Raw genomic sequence first — 26,092 nt, 5'->3', positions numbered from 1 at the left:
CCGACGCCATCCGGCCGACCTCGGACCGGCTGCGCGAGTCGGTGTTCAACGTGCTCGCGCACGCCTATGACGACGCCGTGGCCGGCGCCCGGGTCCTCGACCTGTTCGCCGGCACGGGCGCCCTCGGCTTCGAGGCGCTGTCGCGGGGCGCGACCTACGCCCTCCTCGTCGACGAGGGCGCCGAGTCGCGCGCGGTGATCCGCGAGAATATCGAGGCCCTCGGTGCCGAAGGCGTGACGCGCCTGTTCCGGCGGGACGCGACCCGCCTCGGCCCGGCTTCCACAGCGGGCACCTTCTCGCTGGTCTTCTGCGATCCGCCCTACGGCCGCGATCTCGCGCCCCGCGCCCTGAGAAGCGCCGCCGAGGGCGCGTGGCTCGCGCCGGGGGCTCTCATCGTCGTCGAGGAAGTCGAGGCCGCTCAGCTCGTCTGGCCGGCCGGCTTCGCGGAGCTGGAGCGGCGCGTCTACGGCGACACGGCCGTAGCGATCGCCCGATACGCCGCCTGAATTGCCCCTAGTCCCGAATGCTCGGGGTCGGATCGGCAGCGCCGACCTGGGGCCCGAAATGGATCGCCAGCCAGACGGTGGGCGAGTCGGTCCATTCGACACGGTGCCGACGATGGGGCGCGATCAGCACGGCGTCGCCCGCGACCAGGCGACGGGCCTGAGCTTCATCGGCGAACCGCAAGTCGGCCGCGCCCGTCAGGACAGCGACCCATTCGGCATGCGGCTGGTCGTAGTAGAAGCCCGGCGGGCTCGCCTGACCGGTTGAGACGATGCGCTCCACCCGCAGGCCCGCATCCGAGACCAGGACCGACACGATCTCGTCGTCCGCCCGGAGCGGCAGATCGGCGAGCAGACGGGTCACGCGTGTCGGGAGTGGATCCATGACCCCGCCTGGAGGGCGCGCGTGACGCCGGTTCGGCGCCAGGCGACGCCGCATGTCATGCGTTGCGCGACGGGCCGGGCGCCTGCGCTGCCGCCTCGTCCGCCGACCGGGTATGGCCGATCCGCGCCGCGGACTTCACGAGCGAGAGCACGTCGCGGCGCATCTGATCGTCGGCGATCTGATTGTACGCCCGGAGCAATTCGACGGCGCCGGCAACGCGCAGGAGCGCGGGACCGCTATCGGTCGTCGCCTCGGGCTCCGGCTCGAAGAAGCTCGAGACCGGAACCCCGAGCCGCTCGGCGATGGCCTGGAGGCGACCGGCACCGACACGATTCTTACCGGTCTCGTATTTCTGGACCTGCTGGAAGCTGACGCCCAGCGCGCTGGCCAGCGCGGACTGGCTCAGCCCGTTCGCCGCCCGAAGGAACGCGATGCGGCTGCCGACCCCGTGATCGATGGCTGTGGTCTGCTTCGGCTTGGGGGTTGGGTTCGCCATAGTTGGTAGTCCGGATGTTCTTGCTGTTGGCAGGCTTGCTCGCCCGGATCCGGGGCGCCAATCACAACCGACAGGTGCAACATTGCGCGGCCAAGATCCAGACCTGACATCTGTTAGTGCCACAGGTCAGCCGCGCGCGCAACGAATGGTTACGCTTTCGAAATCTTAGGTCCGGAAGACCGCGATCCGGGCCCTCCAATGCCCGCCAGCGGAACAACTCAAATACCATGCCTAGTCAAATATAAGTGAGTGGGATCGGCCAAAAAATCACTTTCTAAGACTGTAGGGCGCGATCGGGTTGCCTACGCCGCGCTCGCCCATGGCGACGATCCCTTCGAAGCCTGCGTGATGGGAAACGGTCGATTCACGGCGCGACGCCGCGCGATGCCGGCGGACTTACGCCGCCGGGCCGAGCCAGTCGGCGACGATTCGCAACTGCTCGTCGTCGAGCAGTGCCGGCGCGTGGCCGCAATCGGGGATCTCGACACGCCGCGTCGGCGGTCCCCGCCGGGTCATCTCGTCGGCGGTCGAGGCGAGGAGCAGTTCCGAGTGCGCACCGCGCAGGAGCAGGACCGGACAGGTGATCGCGTCCCAGTCGCGCCACATGCTCACGCTGTAGACGCGGCCCGGACGGAACGCGTCGCCGATACCGGGATCGTAGTGGGGTCGCCAGCCGCCGTTCGGCTCCTGGAAGAAGCTGTGCTTGGCGATGTGTCGCCACTGCTCGTCGGTGAGCGGCCCGAAGGCACCCAGCACCGTGCGCAGGCGCGACTCGCCCGATGCGAGGTTGTGGTGGAGCCGGGGCGCGTCGCGCAGGCGCGATCCGATCTCGCGGATCGGCGCCCAGGGCAGGAACGGGCCGATATCGTTGATCACCATGCGGCGGATCGGGGACCGGGCGGCGGCGGCCAGGACCATACCGGTCAGGCCACCGAGGGAGGTGCCGACCCAGTCGATCTTCCCGGGAACCCGGAGATGGGCGATGAGCGCGGCCATGTCGGCGGCGTATTGCGGCAGGCCGTAGAGTTCCGGATCCTTCAACCAGCCGCTCAGGCCGCGCCCGGGCAGGTCCGGGCAGATCACCCGGTAGCCGAGCTTCGCCAGCCGGTAGCCCAGGGCGTCGAAATCGCGGCCCTGGCGACTGAGGCCGTGGACGCAGACGACGACGTGCGGGCTGTCCGGGTCGCCCCACTCCACGTAGGCGATGCGGTGGAAATCGTGGGGTGCGTAGGCCTGGAAATGGCCGGTCCGGAACGGCACGTCGGCGCGGCATAGGTCGTCGAGCCGCGGCATGGTCTCGGGTCCGGTATCCGGCGCCGCGGTGCCGGCGGTCACGGGGTCTCCGTGCGCGCGGCAGCCTCGCGGGCGAGACGGCCGGTCGTCTGGTGGAGGTCGACCATCTGGTCGGTCAGCCGACGGGCCTGCTCCTGCAGGAACGCGATGTTCAGCGCCGCGACCTCGCGGGCGTCGGCCGCCTTGGCGACGCGGTCCGCGAAGTCCAGACTCGCGCGGACATTGGTGTCGGACGCGACGAGCATCCGGTGACCGATCTCGCGCATCGCCGCCATGGCATGGACGGCGTTGTCCTCGAAGGCGTTGTAGAGCCGGGCGCCGGCGGCATCCCACTGCTCGCGCATCCGGCGAGCACCCGCCACGTTGCTGTCGGTGAGCTGGTGCGCGGTCTCGCGGCTGGATCCCATCACCGAGCGCCAGCCCTCGAAGCTCTGCGCCATCGACGCCTCGAAGGCATTCAGAGCCATCTCGCCCGCCTCGGCGAAGCGCTCGTACGCCTCGCGCGCGCGGGCGACGCCGCTCTCGGCCACGGCGCGGCCGGTCTCCCCGGAAATCGTCGGCAGGTTGTCGTTCCCCACAATGGTCTCCCGGATGGGCCGGTCGCACGCGGCCTCGACGACGCATGGCTGGGATACGGGCATCCGCCAGCGCCGTTCCCCCGTCAACCGGGCCCTGTAACAGAATCCGCCCCCGGCCCACATCGTCCCGGCGACCGCGATTGACAGGCGGGGCGGCCGCGAAATCATCGTCGCGCGGAGCGCACGCCACGCCCGCCGCCCGATCAGAAGGCTGCACGATGACGGGAACCCGTCCGACCCGAGCCGAACTCCGTGAGAACGGCTCCCACCCGTTCGAGGCCGGGCTCGCGCGCCGGGCGGCCAACTACGTGCCCCTGACCCCCGTGAGCCTGCTGGCGCGGGCCGCCGCCGCGGCGGGCGCGCGGACCGCCGTGATCGACGGCGACCGGCGCCTCACCTACGCGGACCTCTACGCGCGCTGCCGGCGCCTGGCCGCGGGCCTCGCGGCCCGGGGGATCGGGCCGCTCGACACCGTGGCGATCCTTGCGCCGAACGTCCCGGAGATGATCGAGGCGCATTTCGCCGTGCCGATGCTCGGCGCGGTACTGAACCCGCTCAACACCCGCCTCGACGCAGCGACGATCGCGTTCTCGCTGCGGCACGGGGGCGCCCGGGCGCTCCTCGTCGAGGCCGAGTATGCCGGTCTGGCCGCGCGCGCCCTGGCGGATCTCGCCGAGCCGATCCTCGTCGTGGCGATCGGCGATTCCGGGATCGACGGGGCGCTGTCCTACGGGGATCTGCTGGCGGAGGGCGATCCGGACTACGCCTGGGCCGGCCCCGAGGACGAGTGGCAGTCGCTCTGCCTGCTCTACACGTCGGGGACGACCGGCGACCCGAAAGGCGCCGTCTACAGCCATCGCGGCGGCTATCTTCAGGCCCTGGGCAACGCCGTGACCTTCGGCCTGACCGGCGAGAGCGTGTATCTCTGGACGCTGCCGATGTTCCACTGCAGCGGCTGGTCCTACCCCTGGGCGAGCGTCGCGGCCTGCGCCACGCAGGTTTGCCTCCGCAAGGTCGAGCCGGCGGCGATCTTCCGGCTGATCGCCGAGCACGGGGTGACGCATCTGTGCGGGGCGCCGATCGTCCTCTCGATGATCGCGCACGCCCCGGCCCAGGACCGGGTGCCGTTCCCACAGCGGGTGCGCTGCGCGGTCGGCGGCGCGGCGCCGTCCTCCACGATCATCCGCACCATGGAGGAGCTGGGCTTCCAGGTGACTCATCTCTACGGCGCCACCGAGAGTTACGGTCCCGCGACGGTCTGCCTGGCGCAGCCGGACTGGACCGATCTCCCCGATACCGAGCGCTACGCCCGCATGGCCCGGCAGGGCGTGCCCCTGGCGACGCTCGAGGCGGTGAGCGTGGCCGACACCGCGACCGACGCGCCGGTGCCCCGGGACGGCACGACGGTCGGCGAGATCCGCCTGCGCGGCAACACGGTGATGAAGGGCTACCTCGGCAACCCGGGGGCGACCGAGGCGGCCCTCGCCGACGGCTGGTACCGGACCGGCGACCTCGCGGTGTGGCATCCCGACGGGTCGGTGGAGATCAAGGACCGGGCGAAGGACATCATCATCTCGGGCGGCGAGAATATCTCCAGCCTGGAGGTGGAGGAGGTGCTCATGCGCCACCCCGCAGTGATGCTGGCGGCCGTCGTGGCGCGGCCGGATCCGACCTGGGGCGAGAGCCCGTGCGCGTTCCTGGAGGTGAAGCCCGGCACGAGCGTGCCGAGCGAGCAGGAGTTGATCGCGTTCTGTCGCGAGCACATGGCGCGGTTCAAGGTGCCGAAGACGGTCGTGTTCGGGCCTTTGCCGAAGACCTCGACCGGCAAGATCCAGAAATTCGTCCTGCGCGAGCAGGCGCGGGATCTCTGACCCGCGTCGGACCCGAGGACGAGCTCGTCCGGGGCGATCGCTACAGGCCGGAGACGAGGTGGCCGCCGTCGACCGCCAGGACGCTGCCGGTCATGTAGGCGCCGGCCTCCGAGGCCAGGAGCAGGAGCGGTCCGTCGAGCTCGGCCGCCTCCCCGAGCCGGCGCTGCGGGATGCGCCTGATCAGCGCCCGGCCGGCATCGGACTCGAAGAAGGCGTCGTTCAGCTCGGTCTTGATGTAGCCCGGCGCGAGGGCGTTCACCCGGATTTTGTAGCGGGCCCATTCGAGCGCGAGGCTCTTGGTGAGCTGGACCACCGCCGCCTTCGACGTGGCGTAGGGCGCGAGCCCGCCGGTGACGCGCAGCCCGAGGATCGACGCGATGTTGACGATGCTGCCGCCCGCGCCGTGCCGGACCATGCGCCGGCCGGTGGCCTGGGCGACCTGCCACACGCCCTTGAGGTTGGTGTCGAGCACCGCGTCCCAGTCGGACTCGGCAAGGTCGAGGGCCGGCTTCGTCGCCGTCACGCCGGCATTGTTCACCAGCACCGCCACCGGTCCGAACCGTTCCTCGGCGGCGCCGAGCGCGCGCTCGACGCTCGCGGCGTCGGTGACGTCCATGACGACGGCGTGGACTTCACCGCCCGCCGACGCGACGCGGGCGACGGTCTCGGCGAGGGCATCGGCCCGGCGGGCGCCGAGCGACAGGCGCGCACCGGCGCGTGCCAGGGTGCCTGCGAAGTGACGGCCGAGGCCGCTGGAGGCGCCGGTGACGAGGACGTGGCGGCCGGCGAGATCGAACGGGCCCGCCATCTCAGCGCACCGCGGCGAGGGCCGAGGCGACGCGCCGCGTGGCGGCCCGGCACGCGCCGGTGATGACGGGATCGGTCATGGCTCTGCGCCTCCCCTGAACGCGCCGCCTCCCTTGGACTGCGGCGTCGAAACCTGTTGTGGACCGGCGCCGTCCAGTCCGCCAGCCGGGCCGGTGCGCCCGCCCGCTCAACGACGTCCGAACAGCCGCTCGATGTCAGCGAGCTTCAGCTCGATCGAGGTCGGGCGCCCGTGATTGCACTGTCCGGAATTGGGCGTCGCCTCCATCTCGCGCAGGAGGGCGTTCATCTCCTCCGGCCGGAGGCGGCGCCCGGCCCGGATCGAGCCGTGGCAGCTCATGCGCGACAGGATCGCGTCGAGACGCCGCCCGAGCGGGCCGCCCTCCGTCGCGGCGACGCCGCTCTCCTCGTCGCCGCTGGCCTGCAGGGCGTCGAGAATGTCTGTGACGAGATCGCGCGTCGAGGCACCGATCAGCGCGGCCGGCACCTCGCGCACGAGCACCGCCCCCGGCCCGAACGCCTCGATGGACAGGCCCAGCCGGTCGAGATCCGGGGCGGCCGCGACGAGCCGGTCGGCCTCCTCGGGGCTCATCTCGACGACGTCCGGGATCAGGAGCCCCTGCCGGGCGATGCCGCCGGCTTCCCGCTCAGTCTTCATCCGCTCGTAGACGAGGCGCTCGTGGGCGGCGTGCTGATCGACGATCACGAGGCCGTCGCGGGTCTGGGCGAGGATGTAGGTCTCGTGGATCTGCGCGCGGGCGGCGCCCAGTGGATGATCGAGCGCCTCCGCGACCTCGTCGGCGACGCGGGTATCGGCCTGGGGCGGGGCCGCCACGGCGACGGACTCAGGCCCGCTCCAGACGGCCTGAGCGGACTCGCCGAAGCCGGCCGGCTCGACCCGCGCCGGCTGCGGCGCCGGCCGCCACGCTGTGGACGGACGGTAACCGGACGGCGCCGCGACCGAGGGCGCGCCGCTGGGGAACGGGCCGGGACGGGTCGGCCGGAACAGGCTCGGTGCGGTGGCGCCGCTGTGGGTCGCGAGCGGTGGGCCGGCCGGCCGCAGGGCGTCGAGTGTCCGCGCGGCGCCCGTGGTGGCCGAGCGGGCACCACCGCGGCGCAGGGCGTCGTGGATCGCGCTCACGATCAGCGCCCGCACGAGGCCCGGCTCGCGGAAACGCACCTCGGTCTTGGCCGGGTGGACGTTGACGTCGACGAGGCCCGGGTCGCACGCGACGGTCAGGCCGAGGACCGGGTGCCGGTCGGACGCCAGGGTATCGGCGTAGGCGCCGCGGATCGCCCCGAGCAGGAGCCGGTCGCGCACCGGGCGGCCGTTCACCGCGAGGTGGACGTGGGTCGCCGCGCCGCGGTGGTAGGTCGGCAGGCCGACATGGCCGGTCACCGCGAAGCCCTCCCGGGTCAGGGAAACCGGCAGGGCGTTGGCGAGGAAGTCCTGTCCCAGCACCGCGGCGAGCCGGCGCAGCTCCGCTTCGGCTCCGGTCTCGGCCGGCAGGACCAGGGGCTGCCCGGCATCCGCCCTCAGGGTAAAGCGGATTCCGGGCTGCGTCGCGGCGAGGCGGCGCAGCGTCTCGGCGATGGCGGCGTTCTCGGCCCGGTCCGACTTGAGGAACTTGAGCCGCGCCGGGGTGGCGGCGAAGAGTTCGGTCACCTCGATCCGGGTGCCGCGCTGGGCCGGCGCCGGGCGGACCTGACCCTTCAGCCCCGCCTCGACCGTCAGGCTCGCCCCCGCCTCGGCCTCCGGCGTCCGCGTGACGATAGCGAGCCGCGACACCGCGCCGATCGACGGCAGGGCCTCGCCGCGGAAACCGAGGGTGTCGATCGCCGTGAGGTCGCCGCCCGGAAGCTTGGAGGTGGCGTGCCGCTCGACCGCGAGGTCGAGATCGTCCGGGGTCATGCCGCGGCCGTCGTCGACGACCCGGATCAGCCGGCGCCCTCCGGCCTCGACGGTGACCTCGATCGCCCGGGCCCCGGCATCGATCGCGTTCTCGACCAGCTCCTTCACGGCCGAGGCCGGGCGCTCGACCACTTCGCCCGCGGCGATGCGGTCGACGAGCACGGGATCGAGGCGGCGGACGGACGGCGCGGACAGGGATGTCATCGGCGCGCAGGATAGTCCCTGCGCGGCGACGATCCAATCGCGGCGGCCGAGCCGTCTATTCAGGCGCGGCGCTGCGACCCGCCCAGGGAGATGCGGCCGGTGCCGCCGCGCGCGCCGCGGCTCGCCGCCGCCACGGGACGGCGGGACAGGTCGTAGAGGACGTTTCCGACGAGGCCCGCGGTCCGCCGCAGGGTCGCGCCCTCGCAGGTCGCGGCGACGCGGACGCCGATCGCGTGGGTGTGGCTGCGGCCGTAGAGCCAGACGGCGAGTCGGGCGCGGGTCGCCTCCGGGATCCCGTCGAGCAGGAACGCGGCCCCCTCCGGATCGGCCTTGATCAGGCGGCCCACCACGTCCGGCTCGACCGGACAGTCGAGGGCGGGATCGTCGATGCTGAGCGTTCGATCCTGGTTCATGGCAGCCCCTGACAGTGCGGAGCCGTCAGGGTGGGCAGTCTTGGTTAACGAAAGCTCACCAGGGGTTGTGAGCCTTCATACCCTGGTGCAAGTCTCGACAGTGGCGTTGCGGCGGTGCAACCGGCACCTGCCCGGAAGCCCGACCCTAGAGCGGCCGGCGGATCATCCGGGCGATCAGTCCGACGATGCCCTCGCGGAACAGCAGCACGCAGAGCACGAAGACGCAGCCCTGGATGATCGTCACCCAGGCCCCGAACTGCGCGAGGTACGTCTCCATCGTGACGATCACCAGCGCACCGACGATCGGACCGAACACCGTCCCCATGCCACCGACGAGGGTCATGAGCACCACCTCGCCCGACATCGACCAGTGCACGTCGGTGAGCGAGGCGAGCTGGAAGACGATCGCCTTGGTGGAGCCCGCGAGCCCGGCGAGCGTCGCCGAGAGGACGAACACGGCGAGCTTGTACTGGCTGGCGCGGTAGCCCAGCGAGATCGCCCTCGGCTCGTTGTCGCGGATCGCCTTCAGCACCTGCCCGAAGGGCGAGTGGATGATCCGGTAGATCAGCAGCATCCCGGCCATGAACACCACGGCCACGACCGCGTACATCACCCGGTCGTCCGCGAGGCTGATCGCGCCGAACAGGTTGCCGCGCGGCACCGCCTGGATGCCGTCCTCGCCGCCGGTGAACTTCGCCTGCAGGGAGAAGAAGAACACCATCTGGGCGAGCGCCAGGGTGATCATCGAGAAGTAGATGCCCTGCCGGCGGATCGCCAGGGCGCCGAAGACCAGCCCCAGCAGCGCGGCCGTGACCGTGCCGGCGAGGATCGCCAGCTCGGGCGTGAAGCCCAGGCTCTTGGCCGTGTAGGCGCAGAGGTAGCTCGCCATGCCGAAATAGGCGGCGTGGCCGAAGGAGAGCAGGCCGCCGTAGCCGAGCAGCAGGTTGAAGGCGAGCGCGAACAGCGCGAAGCACAGCACCTTCATCAGGTAGACGGGGTAGAGGACCAGCGGTGCTACGACGAGCAGCACGGCGATACCGACGAAGATGAGGCGGTGGAGCGCCTTGTCGTCCCGGCTCGTCGGCAAGGCGGCGGCGATCGGGGCGGCGTCGAGGGCGGCGGTGTCGGCCATGGGGGTGCCTCAGATCGCGATCAGGCCGTGCGCCCGAACAGGCCGGCGGGTTTGACGAGCAGCACCAGCACCATGATCACGAAGATCACGGTGGCCGACGCCTCCGGATAGAACACCTTGGTGAGCCCCTCGACGAGGCCCAGGGTGAAGCCCGTGATCACCGAGCCGATGATCGAGCCCATGCCGCCGATCACCACCACGGCGAAGACCACGATGATGATGTCGGCGCCCATGTTGGGATTGACCGAGTAGATCGGCGCCGCCAGCACCCCGGCGAAGCCCGCAAGCGCGACGCCGAACCCGTAGGTCAGCGTCAGGAACAGCGGCACGTTCACCCCGAAGGCCTGGACCAGGGTCGGGTTCTCAGTGGCGGCCCGGAGGTAGGCGCCCAGCTTGGTCTTCTCGATGACGAGCCAGGTGGCGATGCAGACGGTGAGCGACGCCACCACCACCCAGGCCCGGTAGTTCGGCAGGAACATGAAGGGCAGGCGCTGACCGCCGGATAGCTCGGCCGGGATCGCGTAGGGCAGACCCGAGACGCCGTACTGGTTGCGGAAGAGGCCCTGGATGATCAGCGCGAGACCGAAGGTGAGCAGCAGGCCGTAGAGGTGATCGAGCTTGTAGAGCCGGGCGATGAGCACCCGCTCCAGCACGATGCCGAACGCGCCCACCACGAGCGGGGCGAGCCCCAGCGCCCACCAGTAGCCGAGTCCCACGTAGGTGAGCAGCATCCAGGCCACGAACGCGCCCATCATGTAGAGCGCGCCGTGGGCGAAGTTGATGATGTTCAGGAGCCCGAAGATGATCGCGAGCCCCAGCGACAGGATCGCGTAGAACGAGCCGTTGATCAGGCCGAGCAGCAATTGCCCGAAGAGGGCCTGCGTCGGCACACCGAAGATCGTGGTCATGGCCGTTCTCCGCGCCCCGATCCCACCGTCAGCCCTTCACCAGCGGGCAGTTGCCCTCGTTGAGCGGCCGGAAGACCTGGTCGCCCGGGATGGTCTCGAGCTTCTTGTAGAGGTCCCATTCGCCCTTCGACTCGGCGGGCTTCTTGACCTCGAACAGGTACATGTCGTGGATCTTGCGGCCGTCCGCGCGGATCACGCCCTTGCCGAAGAGCGGGTCGTCGGTCGGCATCGCCTTCATCTTGGCGACCGTGGCGGCCCCGTCGGCGGTCGACTTCAGCTCGGCCACCGCTTTCAGGTAATGGAGCACGTCCGAGTAGACGCCCGCGTGGTTCGCGGTCGGCTTCGAGGCGTTCTTCATCTGCTTGGCGAACCGGTCCGAGAAGGCGCGGGTCTGATCGTTCAGGTCCCAGTAGAACGGCTCCGTCAGGACCAAACCCTGGGCGACCTTGGTACCCAGCGAGTGCACATCCGACGAGAAGACCAGGAGGCCGGCGAGTGCCTGCCCGCCCTCGGTGATGCCGAACTCACCCGCCTGCTTGATCGCGTTGATCGTGTCGGTACCGGCATTCGCCAGCCCGATCACCTTGGCGCCCGACCCCTGCGCCTGCAGCAGGAAGGACGAGAAGTCGGAGGTCGGGAAGGGCGTCTTCACCGAGCCGACGACCTTGCCGCCGTTCTTGGTGATCACCGCGCTGGTGTCGCGCTGAAGGGTCTGGCCGAAGACGTAGTCGGCGGTGAGGAAGAACCACGTGTTGCCGCCGCGCTTGACCATCGCGCCGCCGGTGCCGTTGGCGAGCGCCACGGTGTCGTAGACCCAGTGGACCGTGTTCGGCGTGCATTGCGGCCCGGTGAGATCCGCCGTGCCGGCGCCGGTGTCGATGAAGACCTTGTTCTTCTCCTTGGTGACCTGGCTGATCGCCAGCGCCACCGAGGAGGTCACCCCGTCGGTGATCATGTCGACGGCGTCGCGGTCGTACCATTGGCGGGCGATCGCCGCGCCGACATCCGGCTTGTTCTGGTGGTCGGCGGAGACGATCTCGACCTTCAGACCGTGCTGCTCCGGCTTGAAATCCTCGACGGCCAGCTTCGCGGCGACCACCGAGCCCTCGCCGCTGATGTCCGAATAGGCGCCCGAGCGGTCGCCCAGGATGCCGATCTTCACGTTCGTCTGCGCGGCCGCAGTACCCATCATCAGGGCACCTGCGAGGGCAGCGAGGGTCACGGGCCGGGCGATGCGTCCGAACATTTCGTTTCCATCCTCCAGCGGCGCGGCGGATCTCCGCCGGCCGAGTATCGGGGCGCCGTTTTCTGGCGCTTCTACGGTTTTCGCGTACGGGATTCAGACGCCGAGATAGGCGTGCAGCTTGTCGATATTGGCGTCAAGCTCGGCATTGGGGATCATGTCGACCACCCGTCCCTGCTCGATCACGAAATGCCGGTCCGCCAAAGTCTGGGCGAAGCGGAAATTCTGCTCCACCAGAACGATGGTATAGCCCTGGGCCTTCAATTGCTGGATGGTCCGGCCGATCTGCTGGACGATGACCGGCGCCAGACCTTCCGTCGGCTCGTCGAGCAGGATCAGCTTGGCGCCGGTGCGCAGGATGCGTCCGATCGCCAGCATCTGCTGCTCGCCGCCCGAGAGCTTGGTGCCCTGGCTGCCGGCGCGCTCCTTGAGATTCGGGAACAGCGTGTGGATCTCCGCCACCGACATGCCGCCGGGCTTCACCCGCGGCGGCAGCATCAGGTTCTCGTGGACCGTCAGGCTCGCGAAGATGCCGCGCTCCTCCGGCACGTAACCGATTCCGAGCCGCGCGATGTTGCGCGAGGCCATTCGGACCGTCTCGACGCCGTCGTAGACGATCGAGCCCGAACGCTTGCCGAGGATGCCGATGATCGCCCGCAGGGTCGTGGTCTTGCCGGCGCCGTTGCGGCCGAGCAGCGTGATCACCTCCCCTGCGCGCACGTCGATGTCGATGCCGTGGAGGACGTGGCTTTCGCCGTACCAGCCTTCGAGGCCGCGGACGGTCAGCAGCGCGCCGGTCGCGGCCGCCGGAGGTACCTTGAGAGCCGCCTCAGGCATGTCCCGCCCCGATATATGCTTCGACCACGCGCGGGTCCTTCGAGACCGTGGCGTAGTCGCCCTCGGCCAGCACCTGGCCGCGGGCCAGCACGGTGATCCGATCCGACAGGGAGGCGACTACGGAGAGGTTGTGCTCCACCATCAGGATCGTCCGATCCTTCGAGACCCGGCGGATGAGGGCCGCGGTCCGGTCAACGTCCTCGTGGCCCATGCCGGCCATCGGCTCGTCGAGCAGCAGCATCTCGGGATCGAGGGCGAGCGTCGTGGCGATCTCCAGCGCGCGCTTGCGCCCGTAGGAGAGTTCGACCGCCAGCACGTCGGCGAAGTCCGAGAGGCCCACCGCCTCGACGAGGGCGAGCGCCTCGCCGTTCAGCGCGCGCAGGACCCGCTCGGCCCGCCAGAAGTCGAAGGAATCGCCGCGCCGCCGCCGCTGCAGGGCGATGCGGACATTCTCCATCACCGTCAGGTGCGGGAACACCGCCGAGATCTGGAAGGAACGCACGAGACCGAGACGGGCGACGTCGGCCGCCTTCAGACCGGTGATGTCGCGATCCTTGTAGCGGATCGTGCCCGCGGTGGGGATCAGGAACTTGGTCAGCAAGTTGAAGCAGGTGGTCTTGCCGGCGCCGTTCGGCCCGATGAGGGCGTGGATGGTGCCGCGTTCCACTTGCAACGCCACGCCGTTGACGGCCCGGAATCCGCGGAATTCCATCGTCAGGCCATCGGTCGCCAGGATTACATCCCGTGCCAAGCGTGTCCCTCCCGGGTTTGATTTCTTGCCGCCATATCGCCGATCCGCGACGGCACAGTCCATCGCAAACGCTCGTGGCGGCGCGACAATCCCCCGGGAGTGATATCAGTCGCGGCCCGTGTCATGCGGGCGGCGGGACCGTGCTTGACCGCGCCGCGGGTCCCACTTAACTCAGACAATTCGAGACCATGGTCGTTAGAGGGATTTCAGCATGGTCGGTCGCGCGGCCTACATCGCCGTCGACTGGGGCACGACGAACCGGCGGGCCTTCGCCATGTCGGAAGCGGGAACCGTCCTCGACAGTTTGGGCGACGACCGCGGCATCCTTGCCCTGACGCCCGACGCGTATCCGGGGGAGATCGCGGCCCTGCGCGCGCGGTTCGGGGCGCTTCCCATCATCGCCGTCGGCATGGTCGGCTCCAACCGCGGCTGGCAGGCGGCGCCCTACGTGGCCGCGCCGGCGACCCTGGCCGCCCTGGTCGATGCCTGCCTGGAGCCCGCCCCCGACGTCCGGATCGTTCCGGGGGTGGCCCTGCGGGACGGTGCGCGTCCCGACGTCATGCGGGGCGAGGAGATCCAGGTCTTCGGAGCGATCGGAGCGGGGGCGGCGCCCGCGACGGCCCTGTTCTGCCAGCCCGGCACGCACAACAAGTGGATCGAGACGGTCGACGGGGCCATCACCGATTTCACCACCGTGATGACCGGGGAATTCTTCGCCCTCCTCCGGACACGCGGCATCCTGGCGGGAACCCTCGACGGCGCCGTCGAGGACGGGACGAGCTTCCGCGCGGGCGTCCGCCGCGGTCTCGCGTCCCGGAACCTCGCCGCTACCCTGTTCGAGGTCCGCTCGGGCCTGCTGCTCGAACGGCTCGGGCCCGGCGATGCCGCCGCCCATGCCAGCGGCATCCTGATCGGCGCCGATCTCGGCACCCGGGACGACCTGCAGCGGCGCCCGGTCCACCTGCTGGGCGGCGGCCACCTCGCGGCGCTCTACGCGGCCGCCATCACCGAAGCGAATGGGGATCCGGTGATCGTCCCCGACGGTTCAACCACGGCCGGTATCCACGCCATCTGGAGTCTGCGGGCATGACGATCCTCGAGCGGTTCGAGGCGGCCTTCGTGGCCTGCCCGCTCGTCGCGATCCTGCGAGGCCTCACGCCGGACGAGGCACCGGATGTCGGCGAGGCCCTGGTCGGAGCCGGGTTCACCCTCGTCGAGGTGCCCCTCAACTCGCCCGACCCGCTGCGGAGCATCGCCGTGCTCGCCGAGCGCCTGCACGGGCGGGCGCTGGTCGGGGCCGGCACGGTCCTGACCCCGTCGCAGATCGGCGAGGTCGCCGCCGCCGGCGGGACCCTCGTGGTGTCGCCGAACGTCGATCCGGCCGTCATCGGCGCGACGGTCGCGGCGGGACTCGTCTCGCTACCGGGCTATCAGACCCCCACCGAGGCCTTCGCGGCCCTGGCGGCCGGCGCCACCGCGCTGAAACTGTTTCCGGCGGACGTCGCGACGCCGCTGGCGCTCAAGGCGCATCGCGCGGTCCTGCCGCCGGACACGCGGGTCCTGGCCGTCGGCGGGGTGATGCCCGAGAGCATCGCGGGCTGGCGGCAGGCGGGTGCCGACGGATTCGGGCTCGGGTCCAATCTGTACCGGCCCGGCAAAGCGGCGGCCGACGTCGCCCGCGACGCCGCGACCTACGTGGCGGCGTTCGAGCGCTCGATCTGAGAACACGGTCGGCTGTCCGCCCGAAGGTCGGCTCGTACGGTCGCAGCCGCCCGAACACGCCTGCGCGACGGGTCTATCGAAGGATCAGTGATAACCGGTCGCGGTCGGCCACGTCGCCGGCAGGAGAGGCGCCGCGCTATCGGCGATTCGCGATCTCGCGTGCCGGCCGCTCGGACCGGTCGACGACCGTCCGGCAGGCACCGCTCAGCGCCCCCCGCTTCTCGCGCAGGCAGAGGGTGATCGCTCCCGCGTTCGGGATCTGTGCCGCGCACAGGCGCATCACGTCCGGCGTGCAGGCAGCCCGGTCGGCGCTCGTCTCCGCCAGCGTCGGTGACGCGCCGACGAGGACGGCGACCAGAGCGAAGGGGGCAGATTTCATCGCGGTAGGTCTCCTGAGCGGATCGGGTGCAGCGAGCGGCCAAGCCTCGGCGTCCGGCGAGAACGCCGAGGCCGGAGAAGATATCCCGTCGCGCTTGTTTCAATCTGACGCAGGGCGTCGCCAGCGGCCCGGGACCGGCACCCTCAAGGCCGTCCGGCCGGTAGGATCGCTCCGGTCGTCGCGGGCTCGACCAAAGCTGCGCCGACGACCGCCTGTGTTTTCTGACGATCGAGCTTGTCCGCCGAGACGAGCGCGGCAGCGATCAGGGCCGACACTGCCAGCGTCGCCTTCACCACATCCCAGACCCGCGCCAGCATGGTCGAACCTCAACGGCGTCATCGAATGCGAGCGGCGGATCCGCCTCATCTATCCGCCCGACCTGCATCCTCGAACGCAGCCCTTCCCAAAACCTTTCTCGCGGAGCCGGAGACTGCATATCGACCATCGCGTGATGCAATCAGGTCTCACTCCACATCTCACGCAGGCGCCAGGCGCGGGGTCTCACCCGACCGTCGACTCCGCGGCCGCCTCGGCGGCCAGAGCCTCGAAGACCAGGGCGTGGCGTCGCGCCAGGGCATCGACATCGTGCGTGTAACCGCCGCCGATCACCGCGGCGAGGGCGATCCCGCGGGCACGAGCCTGGGCCACGACGAACCGATCGCGGGCGAGCAGGCCGTCATCGGTGAGGCAGAGACGGCCGAGGCGGTCGTCGCGATGGGGATCGACGCCCGCATTGTAGAAGACGAGATCCGGCGCGAACGCGTCGAGGAGCGGCGGCAGTCGGGCGCGCAGGACATCGAGGTAGCCGGCATCGTCGAGCCGGTCGGGCAGACCGATGTCGAGGTCGCCGGCGATCTTCTGGGCGGGATAATTGTTCTCGCAATGGATCGAGAGCGTGAACAGGTCGGGACTGAGCGCGAGGCAATCCGCGGTCCCATCGCCCTGATGCACGTCCAGATCCACCACGAGGACGCGCCGGACCAGACCTTCGGCCTGGAGGGTGCGGGCCGCCACCGCGACATCGTTCAGCACGCAGAAGCCGGCGCCCTGCTGGCGCCGCGCGTGGTGGCTGCCGCCGGCGGCGCTGCCCGCCAGCCCTTCCGCGAGGGCGAGGCGCCCGGCCAGGAGTGTGCCGCCCACCGACGCGCGCGAGCGACGGACCAGGGCGGCGTCGACCGGCAGGCCGATGGCCCGTTCGATCTCGCGGCCGACATCGCAGGCGAGCACCGCGTCCACGTAGGCGGGATCGTGCGCGCGCAGCAGGATGTCCGCGCTGGCCGGCTCCGGCGTGACGAAGCCCAGGGGTGCCAGGCCCTTGGCGACCAGCGTCTCGGCGAGCAGACCGTACTTGCGCATCGGGAAGCGGTGGCCGGACGGGAGCGGCGCCTCGTAGGCCGGGTGAAAGGTGATCGGCGGAATCACGCGGGGCAGCCCAGATCGGCCATGAGGCCCCGGGCCAGCGCCTCGCCGCTGTCGTAGGCCGCCTCGATCCGGGCTCCGAGGCACCAATCCCCGGCCGCGCCGACGCGCAGGTCCGGATCGTACAGGCAGGGCTTCTGGAGCGCCGTCTCGACCTGGGCGTAGCGCCAGCGATGCGCCTCCGCGTGCGACGGCCGGAGCCCGGTACCGAGAACGTCCTCGGCCGCCTCGAGAAGTTCGGCGACGACCGCCTCGCGCGCGGCCTCGAGGTGTCGGCGGGACCATTCCGGCGTCGCGTGCACCGTCAGCCGGCAACCGGCAGGTCGCCCGGGCTTCGAGGCATCGTGCGCGATCAGGCCGATCGGATCTGTCCGGGGCTCGATCAGGACATCCGGCGGCGACGCGTCCGTTGCCACCATGAGGGACCAGCAAGGCGCGTAGGAGGCGCGGCCGATGCCGGGCAAGGCGACACCCGACGCGTCGAGCAGCGTCGCGACCTGAGGGGCCGGGAAGGTGATCGCGATGCCGTCGAACGGGCCGTGGACGGTGCCGGACGCGTCCTCGACGTGCCAGCGCGGGCCCGCGCGTCGAAGCCGCACGACGGTCGTGGCGCTCGAGACCGGAAGCCCCCTGAGCAGGGCGTGGACGGGCTCGGTCATACCGGGCACACCCACATACCGGTCGGCGCCGGCCCAGGGCTTGACGATGCCCCGCTGCGCCCAGCATTCGAGCTGAGCCGCGAAGGCGGGACCGCGCGCCCGCATGAACTGCGCGCCATGATCGAACTGCATGTCACCGGCCCGCCGGGTCGCCATGCGCCCCCCGACCCCGCGCCCTTTATCGAGGACCTGGACGCGGAGCCCTGCCTGAGAGAGCCGGCGCGCTGCGGCCGCGCCGGCCATGCCGGCGCCGAGGACCGCGACAATTCCGTGCTGGTTCACGCCCTGCCCCGCCTCGCCGAACGGCCCTGACGACCGCGCGGCGGCGAAGATAGAGGACGCGATGCGCGACGTCAGAGCGACGGAATCGCGCCGCACGACGGATCGATCGATGCGTCGCGACGCGGATCCGGTCGAGAAGTCCGACAGCGTCCCGCGTCGATCGGTGGCGCTCTGGTGCGGGTAGAGGGAATCGAACCCCCACGCCTTGCGGCTGGCGATTTTGAGTCGCCCGCGTCTACCAATTCCGCCATACCCGCGTGCCAGGGGCTCTTCGCATAGGTCGGCAGCTCCGGCCAAGTGTTGTTTTTGCGCGGGTCGTCGATCTGGCCAAGGTCTCGCACCTATGCTCAAAGGGCGGCCGATCGCTCAAATCGGGACCTTGAATGCTCCGCCGGCTCTACGCGTGGATCCTGGCCCTCAGTGACCGGCCGTCCGCGCCCTACGCGCTCGGCGCCGTGGCCTTCGCAGAAAGCTCCTTCTTCCCGGTTCCGCCGGACGTGATGCTGGTGCCGATGGCGGTTGCCCGGCCGGACCGGGTCTGGCTCTACGCCACGATCACGACGGTCGCCTCGGTCCTCGGCGGCCTCGTCGGCTACGCCATCGGGGCCCTGCTGTTCGACTCCGTCGGCGAGTGGCTCATCCGCCTCTACGGCCTGCAGAACTCGGCCGCGACGTTCCAGGATTCCTACGCGCGCTACGGCCACTGGGTGATCCTGCTGAAGGGACTCACGCCGATCCCCTACAAGCTCGTCACGATCACGTCGGGCTTCGCGCACTACAGCCTGTTCTGGTTCACGATCCTGTCGATCGTGACCCGCGGCGCCCGCTTCTTCATTCTCGCCGGATTGCTCGGGCGCTACGGTGTGCAGATCCGCGGCGTGCTCGACCGACACCTGAACGCGGTCGCGGCGATCTCCGTCGCCGTCATCGTCCTCGGCTTCCTGCTCTTTAAGGTAATCCTGTAGCGATGAACACGGCGGCTGCCCTGCGCCTCAAGACCGCTGGCCTCTGGCTCGCGATCGCCTCCGCCCTCACGGTCGGGGCCGCGCTCGTGCTCCAGTACGGATACGGCTACGCGCCGTGCAAGCTCTGCCTGACCGAGCGTCTGCCCTACTACGCCGCCGTACCGCTGGGCCTGCTGGCCCTGTTCCTGCCGGAGCGTCTGGCGCGGATCGCCCTCGGGCTCGCCGCTCTCGGCCTCCTCTACGGGGCCGGGATCGGGGTCTACCACGCCGGCGCGGAATGGGGCTTCTGGCCCGGACCCGCCGATTGCGGCGGCGGCACCGGCGCCAATCCGGGTCAGATCGGCGACTTCCTCAACAGCCTGCAGACCACGAAGGTCGTCGACTGCTCGGTGGCCGCGCTCCGGGTGCTGGGCGTGTCGCTCGCCGGCTGGAGCGCCGTGATCTCGGCCGTGCTGGCCTCGTTCGCGGGGACCGCCGCCCTGCGTCCCTGACGCGTCCCGGCCGGCGGAACCGCTCAGTTCCGGTCGTCGGGCAGGATCGGGATCGCCGCCACCTCGATGCCCTCGTCGATCAGGGCGCGCGCCTCCGCGGGGCTCGCCTCGCCGTAGATCGAACGCCCCTCCGCCTCGCCGTAGTGGATCTTGCGCGCTTCCTCGGGAAAGCGCGCCCCGACATGCTCGGAATTCGCCACGACGTGCTCCCGGAACGCGCGCAGCATCGCCCGCATCTGACGCTCCGGCTCGGCGACCATGGTCACGGGTGCGTCCGCCCTGGGAACCGGCGCGGGCGCGCGGTCCCGATCCGTGCGGGCGACGCTCGGCACCATCAGGGCCTTGCTGACCTTGGCGCTGTCGCAGACCGGACACGTCACGAGGCCGCGTGCGACCTGGGTGTCGTAGGAATCGGAGGACGGGAACCAGCTCTCGAAGCCGTGCCCGGTGTCGCAGACGAGACTGTACCGGATCATTCTGTTGCTTGCTGGGGTGCCTATTGCGCGGCCTGAACGCGCGGACCCACGCGGTCGACGGTGAACGGCCGGGCGTGCTGCAGCGCGGGGATGCGGGCGCGGGCCTCGGCGACCTGCGCGAGGTCGATTTCCGCCAGGATGATCCCGGGCTCCGCCCCGCCGGCATCGGCGAGGACGCGGCCCCAGGGATCGACGATCAGCGAGTGCCCGTAGGTCTCGCGCCCGTCCTCATGCTGTCCGCCCTGCGCCGCAGAGATCACGAAGGCGCCGGTCTCGATGGCCCGGGCCCGCTGGAGCACGTGCCAGTGAGCCTCGCCAGTCTGCCGGGTGAAGCAGGCGGGGGCCGTCAGAACGTCGGCGCCCGCCTCGGCGAGGGCACGGTACAGGGCCGGGAAACGGATGTCGTAGCAGATCGTCAGGCCGAGCGTGGCCCAAGGCGTCTCGGCGAGCACCGCGCAGGCGCCCCCGGAATAGGTCGCCGATTCCCGCCAGCGCTCGCCGCTCGGCAGGTCGACGTCGAAGAGATGCAGCTTGTCGTACGACGCCAGGATCTCGCCGTCGGCGCCGATCAGGTAGGCGCGGTTGGCGATCTTGTCGCCGGACTTGACCGCGATCGAGCCGATCTGGACGAGTGTCCCGGTCTGACGCGCGGCCTCGCGGAGCGCCGCCAGGGTTTGGTCCTCCTCCTCGGTGGTGACGTGCGCGAACAGGCGCTCGCGGCTCCGCTCGACCAGGGAGGTCATCTCGGGGGTCTGCACGTAGGCGGCGCCCCGGGCCGCCGCCTCGCGCACGCCCGCCACGGCCGCGTCGCGGTTGGCGACCGGGTCCCGCCCCGACCGCATCTGCACGCAGGCCGCCGTGAAGCGGGACTCAGGCATCGGCCGTGTCCTTGAGCAGCGGGTCGAGCTTGCCGGCCCGGTCCAGGGCGTAGAGGTCGTCACAGCCGCCGACATGCGTGGCGCCGATGAAGATCTGGGGAACGCTGGTGCGGCCGCCGGCGCGCTCGACCATCGCGGTCCGGGCGCCCTGAACGCGCTCGACGTCGATCTCCTGGAAGGCCGCGCCCTTCTCCTTCAGCAGGCTCTTGGCCGCCGAGCAGTAGGGACACCAAGCCGTGGTGTAGATTGTGACCGGCTGCATCGCGATCGTCGCCCCGCCCGTGAACGCCCGACATATAGGAGCGCGGGGCGCGGCTTGCCTATGCCCCTGTGGTCACAGGGCAACGCGCGCGCCGTCGGCGACGCGCGGGCAGGATCAGGCGGCCAGGAGCTTCTCGACCTCGTTCACGAGATCGCGGAGGTGGAAGGGCTTCGACAGGACCTTGGCGTCCTTCGGGGCCTTCGAATCCGGGTTGAGGGCGACGGCCGCGAAGCCGGTGATGAACATCACCTTGATGTCGGGATCGAGTTCGGTGGCGCGGCGGGCCAGCTCGATGCCGTCCATCTCGGGCATCACGATATCGGTCAGCAGCAGCTCGAACGGCTCCTCGCGCAGCCGGTTGTAGGCGGAGAGGCCGTTGTCGAAGGACAGGACATCATAGCCCGCGTTCTGCAGCGCCTTGGCCAGAAACCGGCGCATATCGTTGTCGTCTTCCGCCAGCAGGATTTTCATCGGCCGGATCCGAGCCTTCGAGTCGAGAAGTTGATCCCATAAAGGGAGGCGATGGTAAACAAGGTGTTAGGATGGAGCGCGCAGCCGGCGCCGCGTGTCTCCCGGGCGACTGCGTCAGCCGCCGGTGCGGAGTGGACAGGCGATCGTTCGCGCACCACAGTGAGCGCCTGCCGTCCTCGTTCAACCGCTGGGGTGCCCAACAGCCGATGACTGCAACCGAACCGGTACAGCCAGACGCCTTCGGATTTGCCCCGGCCTTCGCGGTCGACGAGCCCGCGGCGCACACCCTGCCTTTCGTCTTCAATACCGGTCATTCCGGGGCCGTCTACCCCCCCGACTTCATCGCGGCCTCGCGGCTCGACGCGCTGACCCTGCGCCGCTCCGAGGACGCCCACGTCGAGCGCCTGTTCGCGTCGGTCGTCGAGTTGGGGGCGCCGCTCCTGCGTGCCAACTTCCCCCGCGCCTTCCTCGACGTGAACCGCGAGCCCTACGAGCTGGACCCGCGCATGTTCGAGGGGCGTCTTCCACCCTTCGCCAATACCCGGTCGATGCGCGTCGCCGGTGGCCTCGGGACGGTGCCGCGAGTCGTCGCCGACGGCCAGGAGATCTACGCCCGCCGCCTGCCGGTCGCCGAGGCGACCGCCCGGATTGAGAATCTGTACAAGCCGTATCACCGCGCGCTGCGCGGACTGGTCCAGCGCACGGCGCGCACCCACGGCCACTGCATGCTCGTCGACTGCCACTCGATGCCGTCCTCGAGCCTGGGCCGCGATCCAGACATGAAGGCGGACGTAGTCCTGGGCGACCGCTACGGAACGGCGTGCGCCCCCGTCCTGATCGACGGGTTCGAGGCTGCGTTCCGGGCGCGGGGTTTCCGCGTGGTGCGCAACAAGCCCTACGCCGGCGGCTTCATCACGGAGCATTACGGCGAGCCGAACCTCGACCGCCACGCGCTCCAGATCGAGGTGAACCGGGGCCTCTACATGAACGAGGCCAGCCTCGCGACGACGGCCGGATTCCCGGGCCTGGTCGAAGCCCTGCGCGCTGTCATCACCGACGTCGCCAGGGAGCTCGACGAGCTGGTCCCTCGCCAAATGGCCGCGGAATAGCGGTCCCGGCCCACCCGCTCCTAGAGAAGAGTGACGCTGTACCGGACAGAAAAAAGGCCACTCCCGAAGGAGCGGCCCGAAGTCTAGGGAGGAAACGCCCAAGAAGGGCAACGAGACCGCGACGCCATCGCGATCTCGCAACGCACAAATTAAAGTGCGCCGCACAAGAAGCAAGCGCAAAACGTCCGGACCGGCCGCACTGCGCGCATACCTGAACCGCGTTCGCCGTGAGCGTCGCCCCCAACGCCGCGAAGAGCGGGCTGATCTTTCGATCGATAGTGAAGAACCCTGACCGCCGCGGCCGGCGACCGGGGTTCCGAACCGTCGGAGCTGTCGCCGGAACGTGCCGGCGGCGGGCCCGCAATCGTCGGACCTGCGCCCGGCGTGCCGATCAGCCGTGATGCTTCAGCAGCTTCTCGATCTCGGCCCGCAGGGGACCCGCGAGATCGTTCCGCTCCAGGGCGTAGGCGAGGTTCGCCGTGAGGAAGCCGAGCTTCGAGCCGGTGTCGTAGGTCCGGCCCTCGTAGCGCATGCCGAAGAACGCCTGCGTCGCCATCAGGTCGATCATGGCGTCGGTGAGCTGGATCTCGCCGCCCGCGCCCTTCTTGCCGTGCTCCAGGATCCCGAAGATCTCGGGCTGCAGGATGTAGCGCCCGGAGATGATGAAGTTCGACGGTGCCGTGCCCTGCTTGGGCTTCTCGACCATCCCGGTGATCTGGAACGACTGGCCGTAGGTCTCGCCGACGCTGACGATGCCGTACTGGTGCGTCTCCTCGGGAGCCACCTCCTCGACCGCGATGATGTTGCCGCCGTGGCGATCGTAGGCGGCCAGCATCTGCTGCATGCAGCCGCGGCTCAGCATGTCGGGGAGCAGCACCGCGAACGGCTCGTCGCCGACGATCTCGCGGGCACACCACACCGCGTGGCCGAGGCCGAGCGGCGCCTGCTGGCGGGTGAAGCTGGTCTGGCCGGCCTTCGGCAGGTCCTTCTTGAGCTCCTCATAGGCGGCCGTCTTCCCCCGCTCCTGCAGGGTGTGGTCCAGTTCGAACGCGATGTCGAAGTGGTCCTCGATGACCGCCTTGCCGCGGCCAGTGACGAATATGAAGTGCTCGATCCCCGCCGCGCGGGCCTCGTCGACGACGTGCTGCACCACCGGCCGGTCGACGACCGTGAGCATCTCCTTCGGGACCGCCTTGGTGGCGGGCAGGAAGCGCGTGCCGAGGCCCGCGACGGGGAGGACGGCCTTGCGGATCGGTTTCATCGAGCGGTAACCCCGGAACTGGATGGAACGACGTGGTCAGCTGTGCGGTCAGTGAGATAGCTTAACGCGAGCCGTCGCAAGCATGTACGTCGATAGTATGAGGTGGCGGGGCGTAAATTTCCCGTCTGCAAAAGCGTATGCCGGTGCCGGGGTGGGGGCAGAGGGGGTGAGATGGCGGTTCTGGTGACGGGTGGTGCCGGCTACATCGGCAGCCACATGGTGCTGGCGCTCCTCGACGCCGGCCATGAGGAGGTCGTCGTCCTGGACGATCTGTCCACCGGTTTCGACTGGGCGGTCCCGGAGGGCGTGAAGCTCGTCGTCGGCGACGTGGCCGACCAAGCCCTCGTGACGCAGACGATCCTCCAGCACCGCATCGACGCCCTGGCCCATTTCGCCGCCAAGATCGTCGTGCCCGATTCCGTAGCCGATCCCCTGGGCTACTACCTGGCCAACACGGTGAAGACCCGCTCGCTGATCGAGGCCGCGGTACGCGCCGGCGTCAAGCACGTGATCTTCTCCTCGACCGCGGCCGTCTACGGCGAGCCCGACGTCACGCCGGTTCCCGAGGATCTGCCGCTCAACCCGATCAACCCCTACGGCCGCTCGAAGCTGATGAGCGAGTGGATGATCGCCGACGCCGCCGCGGCGCACGGCTTCTCCTACGTGGTCCTGCGCTACTTCAACGTCGCCGGCGCAGATCCGGAGGGGCGGTCCGGCCAGTCGACGCCGAATGCCACACACCTCATCAAGGTGGCCACCCAGGCGGCGCTCGGACAGCGCGCCCGGCTCGACGTCTTCGGGACCGACTACCCGACCCCGGACGGGTCGTGCCTGCGCGACTACATCCAGGTGTCGGACCTCGCCGAGGCGCATCGCCTCGCCCTCGACCACCTGCGCTCCGGCGGCGAGAGCCTGACGCTGAACTGCGGCTACGGGCGCGGCTACTCGGTGCTCGAGGTGGTCGAGGTCGTGAAGCGGATCTCCGGCCGCGATTTCGAGGTGCGCCTGTGCCCGCGCCGAGCCGGCGATCCGGCCCAGATCGTCGCCGAGGCGGCGCGCATCCGCGAGCGCCTGGGGTGGCAGCCCCGGCACGACGACCTCGACGCCATCGTCGACCAGGCGCTCGCCTGGGAACAGCGCCTGGAGAAGCGCAATCGGATCTGACCGGATGCTCTCCCGCCGATGGTTTCTGGCCGCGGCGGCGTCCCTCGCCACCGGGGAGGCCCGCGCCGAGGACGCCTTCCGGGCGTTCATCGAGGCCCTGCGTCCGGACGCGGCGGCGCGGGGTGTCACCGCGGCGACTTTCGACGCGGCGTTTCGCGGGATCACGGGACCCGATGCCGGCATTCTGGCGCGCACCCGCCGCCAAAGCGAGTTCGTCCGGCCGGTCTGGGAGTACCTCGTCGGCGCGGTCTCGGCCGGCCGCATCGCGCGCGGACGCGCCCGTGCGGCGGCCCTCGCGTCGACCCTGACGGCAATCGAGGGCCGCTACGGCGTTCCGGGGCGGATGGCGATGGCGTTCTGGGGCGTCGAATCGGACTTCGGAGCGAGCGCGGGCAGCGTTCCGACGGTCCGGGCGCTGGCGACGCTCGCCGAGGCGCGGCACCGCGGCGGCCTGTTCCGCGACGAGCTCCTGGCCGCGCTCACGATCCTGCAGCGCGGCGACATCGCGCCGGACCGGATGAGCGGCAGCTGGGCCGGCGCGATGGGTCAGGTGCAGTTCCTGCCCTCCACCTACCTGGCCCACGCGGTCGACTTCGACGGCGACGGCCGCCGCGACATCTGGACCAGCGAGCCGGACTCGCTGGCATCGATCGCGGCCTACCTCAAGGATCTCGGCTGGAATCCGGCGCTCTCTTGGGGCTACGAGGTGCTCCTGCCGAAGGACTTCGACCTGAGCCGCTACGCGGGCGATCTCGGCAGCTTCGCCGAGCGAGGCGTTCGCCGCACCGACGGGAAGCCGCTGCCGGGGACCGGACGTGCCAGCCTGTTCCTGCCCGGTGGCCTGGGGGCGCCGGTCTTCCTGATCACCGACAACTTCGAGGTGATCCGAGGCTACAACACCTCGGATTCCTACGCGCTGGCGGTGGGACACCTCGCAGACCGACTCGCCGGCGGTCCGCCGCTGGCCGCGCCTTGGCCAGCCGCCGGCGCCCGCCTCGACGGGCCGGGCCTCCGCGCCCTGCAAACCGGCCTCGCGGCGGCCGGCTTCTACGACGGGCCGACGGATGGACGGGCCGGCCCGAAGCTGCGCGAGGCGGTGCGGCGCTACCAGATCAGCGCCGGATTGCCGGCCGACGGCTACGCCACGCCGGCCCTGCTCGACCGCGTCACCGGCAAGGCGGCACCGCGACGCTGAGCCCGTCG

At 70.4% G+C, this 26,092-nt stretch carries 30 protein-coding genes and 1 tRNA gene; 9 read left to right on the top strand and 22 right to left on the bottom strand.

Annotated elements, in window-relative coordinates:
* Nucleotides 1–506: 16S rRNA (guanine(966)-N(2))-methyltransferase RsmD (gene rsmD, locus ME121_RS13835; protein ID WP_491892837.1), on the top strand; the 506-nt coding region annotated here is incomplete at its 5' end.
* 7 nt (nt 507–513) lie between these two features.
* On the opposite strand, the gene ME121_RS13830 is transcribed toward rsmD, so the two are convergent.
* The 4 genes from ME121_RS13830 to ME121_RS13815 form a co-directional block, all read right to left on the bottom strand.
* Nucleotides 514–888: a cupin domain-containing protein gene (locus ME121_RS13830; RefSeq protein ID WP_059409014.1), complete on the bottom strand. Its 375-nt coding sequence runs from the start codon at nt 886–888 to the stop codon at nt 514–516.
* A 55-nt stretch (nt 889–943) separates the two neighbouring features.
* Nucleotides 944–1,384 (bottom strand): helix-turn-helix domain-containing protein, encoded by a 441-nt coding sequence (locus tag ME121_RS13825; protein ID WP_012317093.1) that lies wholly within the window; start codon nt 1,382–1,384, stop codon nt 944–946.
* Between the two features lie 396 nt (nt 1,385–1,780).
* Nucleotides 1,781–2,719, bottom strand: coding sequence for an alpha/beta fold hydrolase (locus ME121_RS13820; protein WP_043072898.1), 939 nt, complete (start codon nt 2,717–2,719; stop codon nt 1,781–1,783).
* A complete protein-coding gene (locus ME121_RS13815) occupies nt 2,716–3,255 on the bottom strand; it encodes a phasin family protein (protein WP_012317091.1) in 540 nt (179 codons plus the stop codon). The genes ME121_RS13820 and ME121_RS13815 overlap by 4 nt, the downstream gene beginning before the upstream one ends.
* 218 nt (nt 3,256–3,473) lie before the next feature.
* On the opposite strand from ME121_RS13815, the gene ME121_RS13810 reads away from it, so the two are divergent.
* Nucleotides 3,474–5,126 (top strand): AMP-binding protein, encoded by a 1,653-nt coding sequence (locus ME121_RS13810; RefSeq protein WP_059409013.1) that lies wholly within the window; start codon nt 3,474–3,476, stop codon nt 5,124–5,126.
* Nucleotides 5,127–5,166: 40 nt separating this feature from the next.
* Here the strand turns inward: ME121_RS13810 and ME121_RS13805 are convergent, their stop codons facing one another.
* The 8 genes from ME121_RS13805 to ME121_RS13770 all read right to left on the bottom strand — a co-directional run bounded on the left by ME121_RS13805 (nt 5,167) and on the right by ME121_RS13770 (nt 13,312).
* A complete protein-coding gene (locus tag ME121_RS13805; protein WP_059409012.1) occupies nt 5,167–5,934 on the bottom strand; it encodes an SDR family NAD(P)-dependent oxidoreductase in 768 nt (255 codons plus the stop codon).
* 186 nt (nt 5,935–6,120) lie between these two features.
* Nucleotides 6,121–8,067, bottom strand: a complete 1,947-nt coding sequence (mutL, locus tag ME121_RS13800) for a DNA mismatch repair endonuclease MutL (protein ID WP_059409011.1) — start codon at nt 8,065–8,067, stop codon at nt 6,121–6,123.
* A 59-nt stretch (nt 8,068–8,126) separates the two neighbouring features.
* On the bottom strand, nt 8,127–8,480 hold the full coding sequence (locus tag ME121_RS13795; RefSeq protein WP_012317087.1) for a hypothetical protein: 354 nt from the start codon (nt 8,478–8,480) through the stop codon (nt 8,127–8,129).
* Nucleotides 8,481–8,625: 145 nt separating this feature from the next.
* Nucleotides 8,626–9,612 (bottom strand): branched-chain amino acid ABC transporter permease, encoded by a 987-nt coding sequence (locus ME121_RS13790; protein WP_024827894.1) that lies wholly within the window; start codon nt 9,610–9,612, stop codon nt 8,626–8,628.
* Nucleotides 9,613–9,632: 20 nt separating this feature from the next.
* Nucleotides 9,633–10,520: a branched-chain amino acid ABC transporter permease gene (locus ME121_RS13785; protein WP_024827895.1), complete on the bottom strand. Its 888-nt coding sequence runs from the start codon at nt 10,518–10,520 to the stop codon at nt 9,633–9,635.
* Nucleotides 10,521–10,548: 28 nt separating this feature from the next.
* Nucleotides 10,549–11,766, bottom strand: coding sequence for an ABC transporter substrate-binding protein (locus ME121_RS13780; RefSeq protein WP_043072895.1), 1,218 nt, complete (start codon nt 11,764–11,766; stop codon nt 10,549–10,551).
* 93 nt (nt 11,767–11,859) lie between these two features.
* Entirely contained in the window at nt 11,860–12,600 is a 741-nt protein-coding gene (locus ME121_RS13775) for an ABC transporter ATP-binding protein (RefSeq protein WP_012317083.1), read from the bottom strand.
* Nucleotides 12,593–13,312 carry an ABC transporter ATP-binding protein gene (locus ME121_RS13770; RefSeq protein ID WP_373866298.1) on the bottom strand — a complete coding sequence of 240 codons (720 nt, stop codon included), beginning with the start codon at nt 13,310–13,312 and terminating at the stop codon, nt 12,593–12,595. The genes ME121_RS13775 and ME121_RS13770 overlap by 8 nt, the downstream gene beginning before the upstream one ends.
* Nucleotides 13,313–13,562: 250 nt before the next feature.
* Here ME121_RS13770 and ME121_RS13765 point away from each other — a divergent pair, with 250 nt between their 5' ends.
* Both ME121_RS13765 and ME121_RS13760 read left to right on the top strand, forming a co-directional pair.
* Nucleotides 13,563–14,441, top strand: coding sequence for a 2-dehydro-3-deoxygalactonokinase (locus ME121_RS13765; protein WP_059409010.1), 879 nt, complete (start codon nt 13,563–13,565; stop codon nt 14,439–14,441).
* Nucleotides 14,438–15,073 carry a 2-dehydro-3-deoxy-6-phosphogalactonate aldolase gene (locus ME121_RS13760; RefSeq protein ID WP_029359143.1) on the top strand — a complete coding sequence of 212 codons (636 nt, stop codon included), beginning with the start codon at nt 14,438–14,440 and terminating at the stop codon, nt 15,071–15,073. The genes ME121_RS13765 and ME121_RS13760 overlap by 4 nt, the downstream gene beginning before the upstream one ends.
* A 136-nt stretch (nt 15,074–15,209) precedes the next feature.
* Here the strand turns inward: ME121_RS13760 and ME121_RS13755 are convergent, their stop codons facing one another.
* The 5 genes from ME121_RS13755 to ME121_RS13740 form a co-directional block, all read right to left on the bottom strand.
* Nucleotides 15,210–15,452 carry a hypothetical protein gene (locus ME121_RS13755; RefSeq protein ID WP_012317079.1) on the bottom strand — a complete coding sequence of 81 codons (243 nt, stop codon included), beginning with the start codon at nt 15,450–15,452 and terminating at the stop codon, nt 15,210–15,212.
* A gap of 143 nt (nt 15,453–15,595) precedes the next feature.
* Nucleotides 15,596–15,769, bottom strand: coding sequence for a hypothetical protein (locus ME121_RS33635; protein WP_012317078.1), 174 nt, complete (start codon nt 15,767–15,769; stop codon nt 15,596–15,598).
* Between the two features lie 184 nt (nt 15,770–15,953).
* Nucleotides 15,954–16,874: a histone deacetylase family protein gene (locus ME121_RS13750; protein ID WP_179239926.1), complete on the bottom strand. Its 921-nt coding sequence runs from the start codon at nt 16,872–16,874 to the stop codon at nt 15,954–15,956.
* The gene (locus tag ME121_RS13745; protein ID WP_059409016.1) at nt 16,871–17,773 is read right to left on the bottom strand and encodes an NAD(P)/FAD-dependent oxidoreductase; all 903 of its coding nucleotides are present in this window, start codon (nt 17,771–17,773) and stop codon (nt 16,871–16,873) included. The genes ME121_RS13750 and ME121_RS13745 overlap by 4 nt, the downstream gene beginning before the upstream one ends.
* Before the next feature lie 211 nt (nt 17,774–17,984).
* Nucleotides 17,985–18,069, bottom strand: a tRNA-Leu gene (locus tag ME121_RS13740).
* A 126-nt stretch (nt 18,070–18,195) separates the two neighbouring features.
* Here ME121_RS13740 and ME121_RS13735 point away from each other — a divergent pair.
* The gene (locus ME121_RS13735) at nt 18,196–18,777 is read left to right on the top strand and encodes a YqaA family protein (RefSeq protein WP_012317075.1); all 582 of its coding nucleotides are present in this window, start codon (nt 18,196–18,198) and stop codon (nt 18,775–18,777) included.
* A 2-nt stretch (nt 18,778–18,779) separates the two neighbouring features.
* Entirely contained in the window at nt 18,780–19,268 is a 489-nt protein-coding gene (locus ME121_RS13730) for a disulfide bond formation protein B (RefSeq protein ID WP_012317074.1), read from the top strand.
* Nucleotides 19,269–19,291: 23 nt separating this feature from the next.
* Here the strand turns inward: ME121_RS13730 and ME121_RS13725 are convergent, their stop codons facing one another.
* The 4 genes from ME121_RS13725 to cpdR all read right to left on the bottom strand — a co-directional run bounded on the left by ME121_RS13725 (nt 19,292) and on the right by cpdR (nt 21,355).
* The gene (locus ME121_RS13725; RefSeq protein ID WP_012317073.1) at nt 19,292–19,744 is read right to left on the bottom strand and encodes a DUF1178 family protein; all 453 of its coding nucleotides are present in this window, start codon (nt 19,742–19,744) and stop codon (nt 19,292–19,294) included.
* A 20-nt stretch (nt 19,745–19,764) separates the two neighbouring features.
* Nucleotides 19,765–20,622 (bottom strand): carbon-nitrogen hydrolase family protein, encoded by an 858-nt coding sequence (locus ME121_RS13720; RefSeq protein WP_012317072.1) that lies wholly within the window; start codon nt 20,620–20,622, stop codon nt 19,765–19,767.
* Nucleotides 20,615–20,884: a glutaredoxin 3 gene (gene grxC, locus ME121_RS13715; protein ID WP_012317071.1), complete on the bottom strand. Its 270-nt coding sequence runs from the start codon at nt 20,882–20,884 to the stop codon at nt 20,615–20,617. The genes ME121_RS13720 and grxC overlap by 8 nt, the downstream gene beginning before the upstream one ends.
* A gap of 114 nt (nt 20,885–20,998) precedes the next feature.
* Complete coding sequence (gene cpdR / locus ME121_RS13710) at nt 20,999–21,355, bottom strand: cell cycle two-component system response regulator CpdR (RefSeq protein WP_003603128.1); 357 nt, start codon at nt 21,353–21,355, stop codon at nt 20,999–21,001.
* 206 nt (nt 21,356–21,561) lie between these two features.
* Between cpdR and ME121_RS13705 the strand changes: the two genes are divergently transcribed.
* Nucleotides 21,562–22,464: an N-formylglutamate amidohydrolase gene (locus ME121_RS13705; protein ID WP_012317070.1), complete on the top strand. Its 903-nt coding sequence runs from the start codon at nt 21,562–21,564 to the stop codon at nt 22,462–22,464.
* Nucleotides 22,465–22,855: 391 nt separating this feature from the next.
* Here ME121_RS13705 and galU read toward each other — a convergent pair whose 3' ends face one another.
* Nucleotides 22,856–23,725: a UTP--glucose-1-phosphate uridylyltransferase GalU gene (gene galU, locus ME121_RS13700; RefSeq protein ID WP_024827903.1), complete on the bottom strand. Its 870-nt coding sequence runs from the start codon at nt 23,723–23,725 to the stop codon at nt 22,856–22,858.
* A 171-nt stretch (nt 23,726–23,896) separates the two neighbouring features.
* Between galU and galE the strand changes: the two genes are divergently transcribed.
* On the top strand, nt 23,897–24,889 hold the full coding sequence (gene galE, locus ME121_RS13695; RefSeq protein WP_012317068.1) for a UDP-glucose 4-epimerase GalE: 993 nt from the start codon (nt 23,897–23,899) through the stop codon (nt 24,887–24,889).
* Between the two features lie 4 nt (nt 24,890–24,893).
* Complete coding sequence (locus ME121_RS13690) at nt 24,894–26,084, top strand: lytic murein transglycosylase (RefSeq protein WP_059409009.1); 1,191 nt, start codon at nt 24,894–24,896, stop codon at nt 26,082–26,084.
* Nucleotides 26,085–26,092 lie beyond the last annotated feature (8 nt).

Origin of the sequence: Methylobacterium sp. ME121 (genome assembly GCF_000974725.1) — a bacterium.
GTDB lineage: Bacteria > Pseudomonadota > Alphaproteobacteria > Rhizobiales > Beijerinckiaceae > Methylobacterium > Methylobacterium radiotolerans.
Note: the sequence above shows the minus strand (reverse complement) of the source record. Positions and strands in the feature narration are given on the sequence as shown.

Excerpts from the sequence above, each read along its gene's own strand:
- ME121_RS13830 (WP_059409014.1), bottom strand. The coding sequence starts at position 888 with ATGGATCCACTCCCGACACGCGTGACCCGTCTGCTCGCCGATCTGCCG.
- ME121_RS13825 (WP_012317093.1), bottom strand. The coding sequence starts at position 1,384 with ATGGCGAACCCAACCCCCAAGCCGAAGCAGACCACAGCCATCGATCAC.
- ME121_RS13810 (WP_059409013.1), top strand. The coding sequence starts at position 3,474 with ATGACGGGAACCCGTCCGACCCGAGCCGAACTCCGTGAGAACGGCTCC.
- ME121_RS13805 (WP_059409012.1), bottom strand. The coding sequence starts at position 5,934 with ATGGCGGGCCCGTTCGATCTCGCCGGCCGCCACGTCCTCGTCACCGGC.
- mutL (WP_059409011.1), bottom strand. The coding sequence starts at position 8,067 with ATGACATCCCTGTCCGCGCCGTCCGTCCGCCGCCTCGATCCCGTGCTC.
- ME121_RS13795 (WP_012317087.1), bottom strand. The coding sequence starts at position 8,480 with ATGAACCAGGATCGAACGCTCAGCATCGACGATCCCGCCCTCGACTGT.
- ME121_RS13790 (WP_024827894.1), bottom strand. The coding sequence starts at position 9,612 with ATGGCCGACACCGCCGCCCTCGACGCCGCCCCGATCGCCGCCGCCTTG.
- ME121_RS13785 (WP_024827895.1), bottom strand. The coding sequence starts at position 10,520 with ATGACCACGATCTTCGGTGTGCCGACGCAGGCCCTCTTCGGGCAATTG.
- ME121_RS13780 (WP_043072895.1), bottom strand. The coding sequence starts at position 11,766 with ATGTTCGGACGCATCGCCCGGCCCGTGACCCTCGCTGCCCTCGCAGGT.
- ME121_RS13775 (WP_012317083.1), bottom strand. The coding sequence starts at position 12,600 with ATGCCTGAGGCGGCTCTCAAGGTACCTCCGGCGGCCGCGACCGGCGCG.
- ME121_RS13770 (WP_373866298.1), bottom strand. The coding sequence starts at position 13,312 with ATGGAATTCCGCGGATTCCGGGCCGTCAACGGCGTGGCGTTGCAAGTG.
- ME121_RS13765 (WP_059409010.1), top strand. The coding sequence starts at position 13,563 with ATGGTCGGTCGCGCGGCCTACATCGCCGTCGACTGGGGCACGACGAAC.
- ME121_RS13760 (WP_029359143.1), top strand. The coding sequence starts at position 14,438 with ATGACGATCCTCGAGCGGTTCGAGGCGGCCTTCGTGGCCTGCCCGCTC.
- ME121_RS13755 (WP_012317079.1), bottom strand. The coding sequence starts at position 15,452 with ATGAAATCTGCCCCCTTCGCTCTGGTCGCCGTCCTCGTCGGCGCGTCA.
- ME121_RS33635 (WP_012317078.1), bottom strand. The coding sequence starts at position 15,769 with ATGCTGGCGCGGGTCTGGGATGTGGTGAAGGCGACGCTGGCAGTGTCG.
- ME121_RS13745 (WP_059409016.1), bottom strand. The coding sequence starts at position 17,773 with ATGGCCGGCGCGGCCGCAGCGCGCCGGCTCTCTCAGGCAGGGCTCCGC.
- ME121_RS13735 (WP_012317075.1), top strand. The coding sequence starts at position 18,196 with ATGCTCCGCCGGCTCTACGCGTGGATCCTGGCCCTCAGTGACCGGCCG.
- ME121_RS13730 (WP_012317074.1), top strand. The coding sequence starts at position 18,780 with ATGAACACGGCGGCTGCCCTGCGCCTCAAGACCGCTGGCCTCTGGCTC.
- ME121_RS13725 (WP_012317073.1), bottom strand. The coding sequence starts at position 19,744 with ATGATCCGGTACAGTCTCGTCTGCGACACCGGGCACGGCTTCGAGAGC.
- ME121_RS13720 (WP_012317072.1), bottom strand. The coding sequence starts at position 20,622 with ATGCCTGAGTCCCGCTTCACGGCGGCCTGCGTGCAGATGCGGTCGGGG.
- grxC (WP_012317071.1), bottom strand. The coding sequence starts at position 20,884 with ATGCAGCCGGTCACAATCTACACCACGGCTTGGTGTCCCTACTGCTCG.
- cpdR (WP_003603128.1), bottom strand. The coding sequence starts at position 21,355 with ATGAAAATCCTGCTGGCGGAAGACGACAACGATATGCGCCGGTTTCTG.
- ME121_RS13705 (WP_012317070.1), top strand. The coding sequence starts at position 21,562 with ATGACTGCAACCGAACCGGTACAGCCAGACGCCTTCGGATTTGCCCCG.
- galU (WP_024827903.1), bottom strand. The coding sequence starts at position 23,725 with ATGAAACCGATCCGCAAGGCCGTCCTCCCCGTCGCGGGCCTCGGCACG.
- galE (WP_012317068.1), top strand. The coding sequence starts at position 23,897 with ATGGCGGTTCTGGTGACGGGTGGTGCCGGCTACATCGGCAGCCACATG.
- ME121_RS13690 (WP_059409009.1), top strand. The coding sequence starts at position 24,894 with ATGCTCTCCCGCCGATGGTTTCTGGCCGCGGCGGCGTCCCTCGCCACC.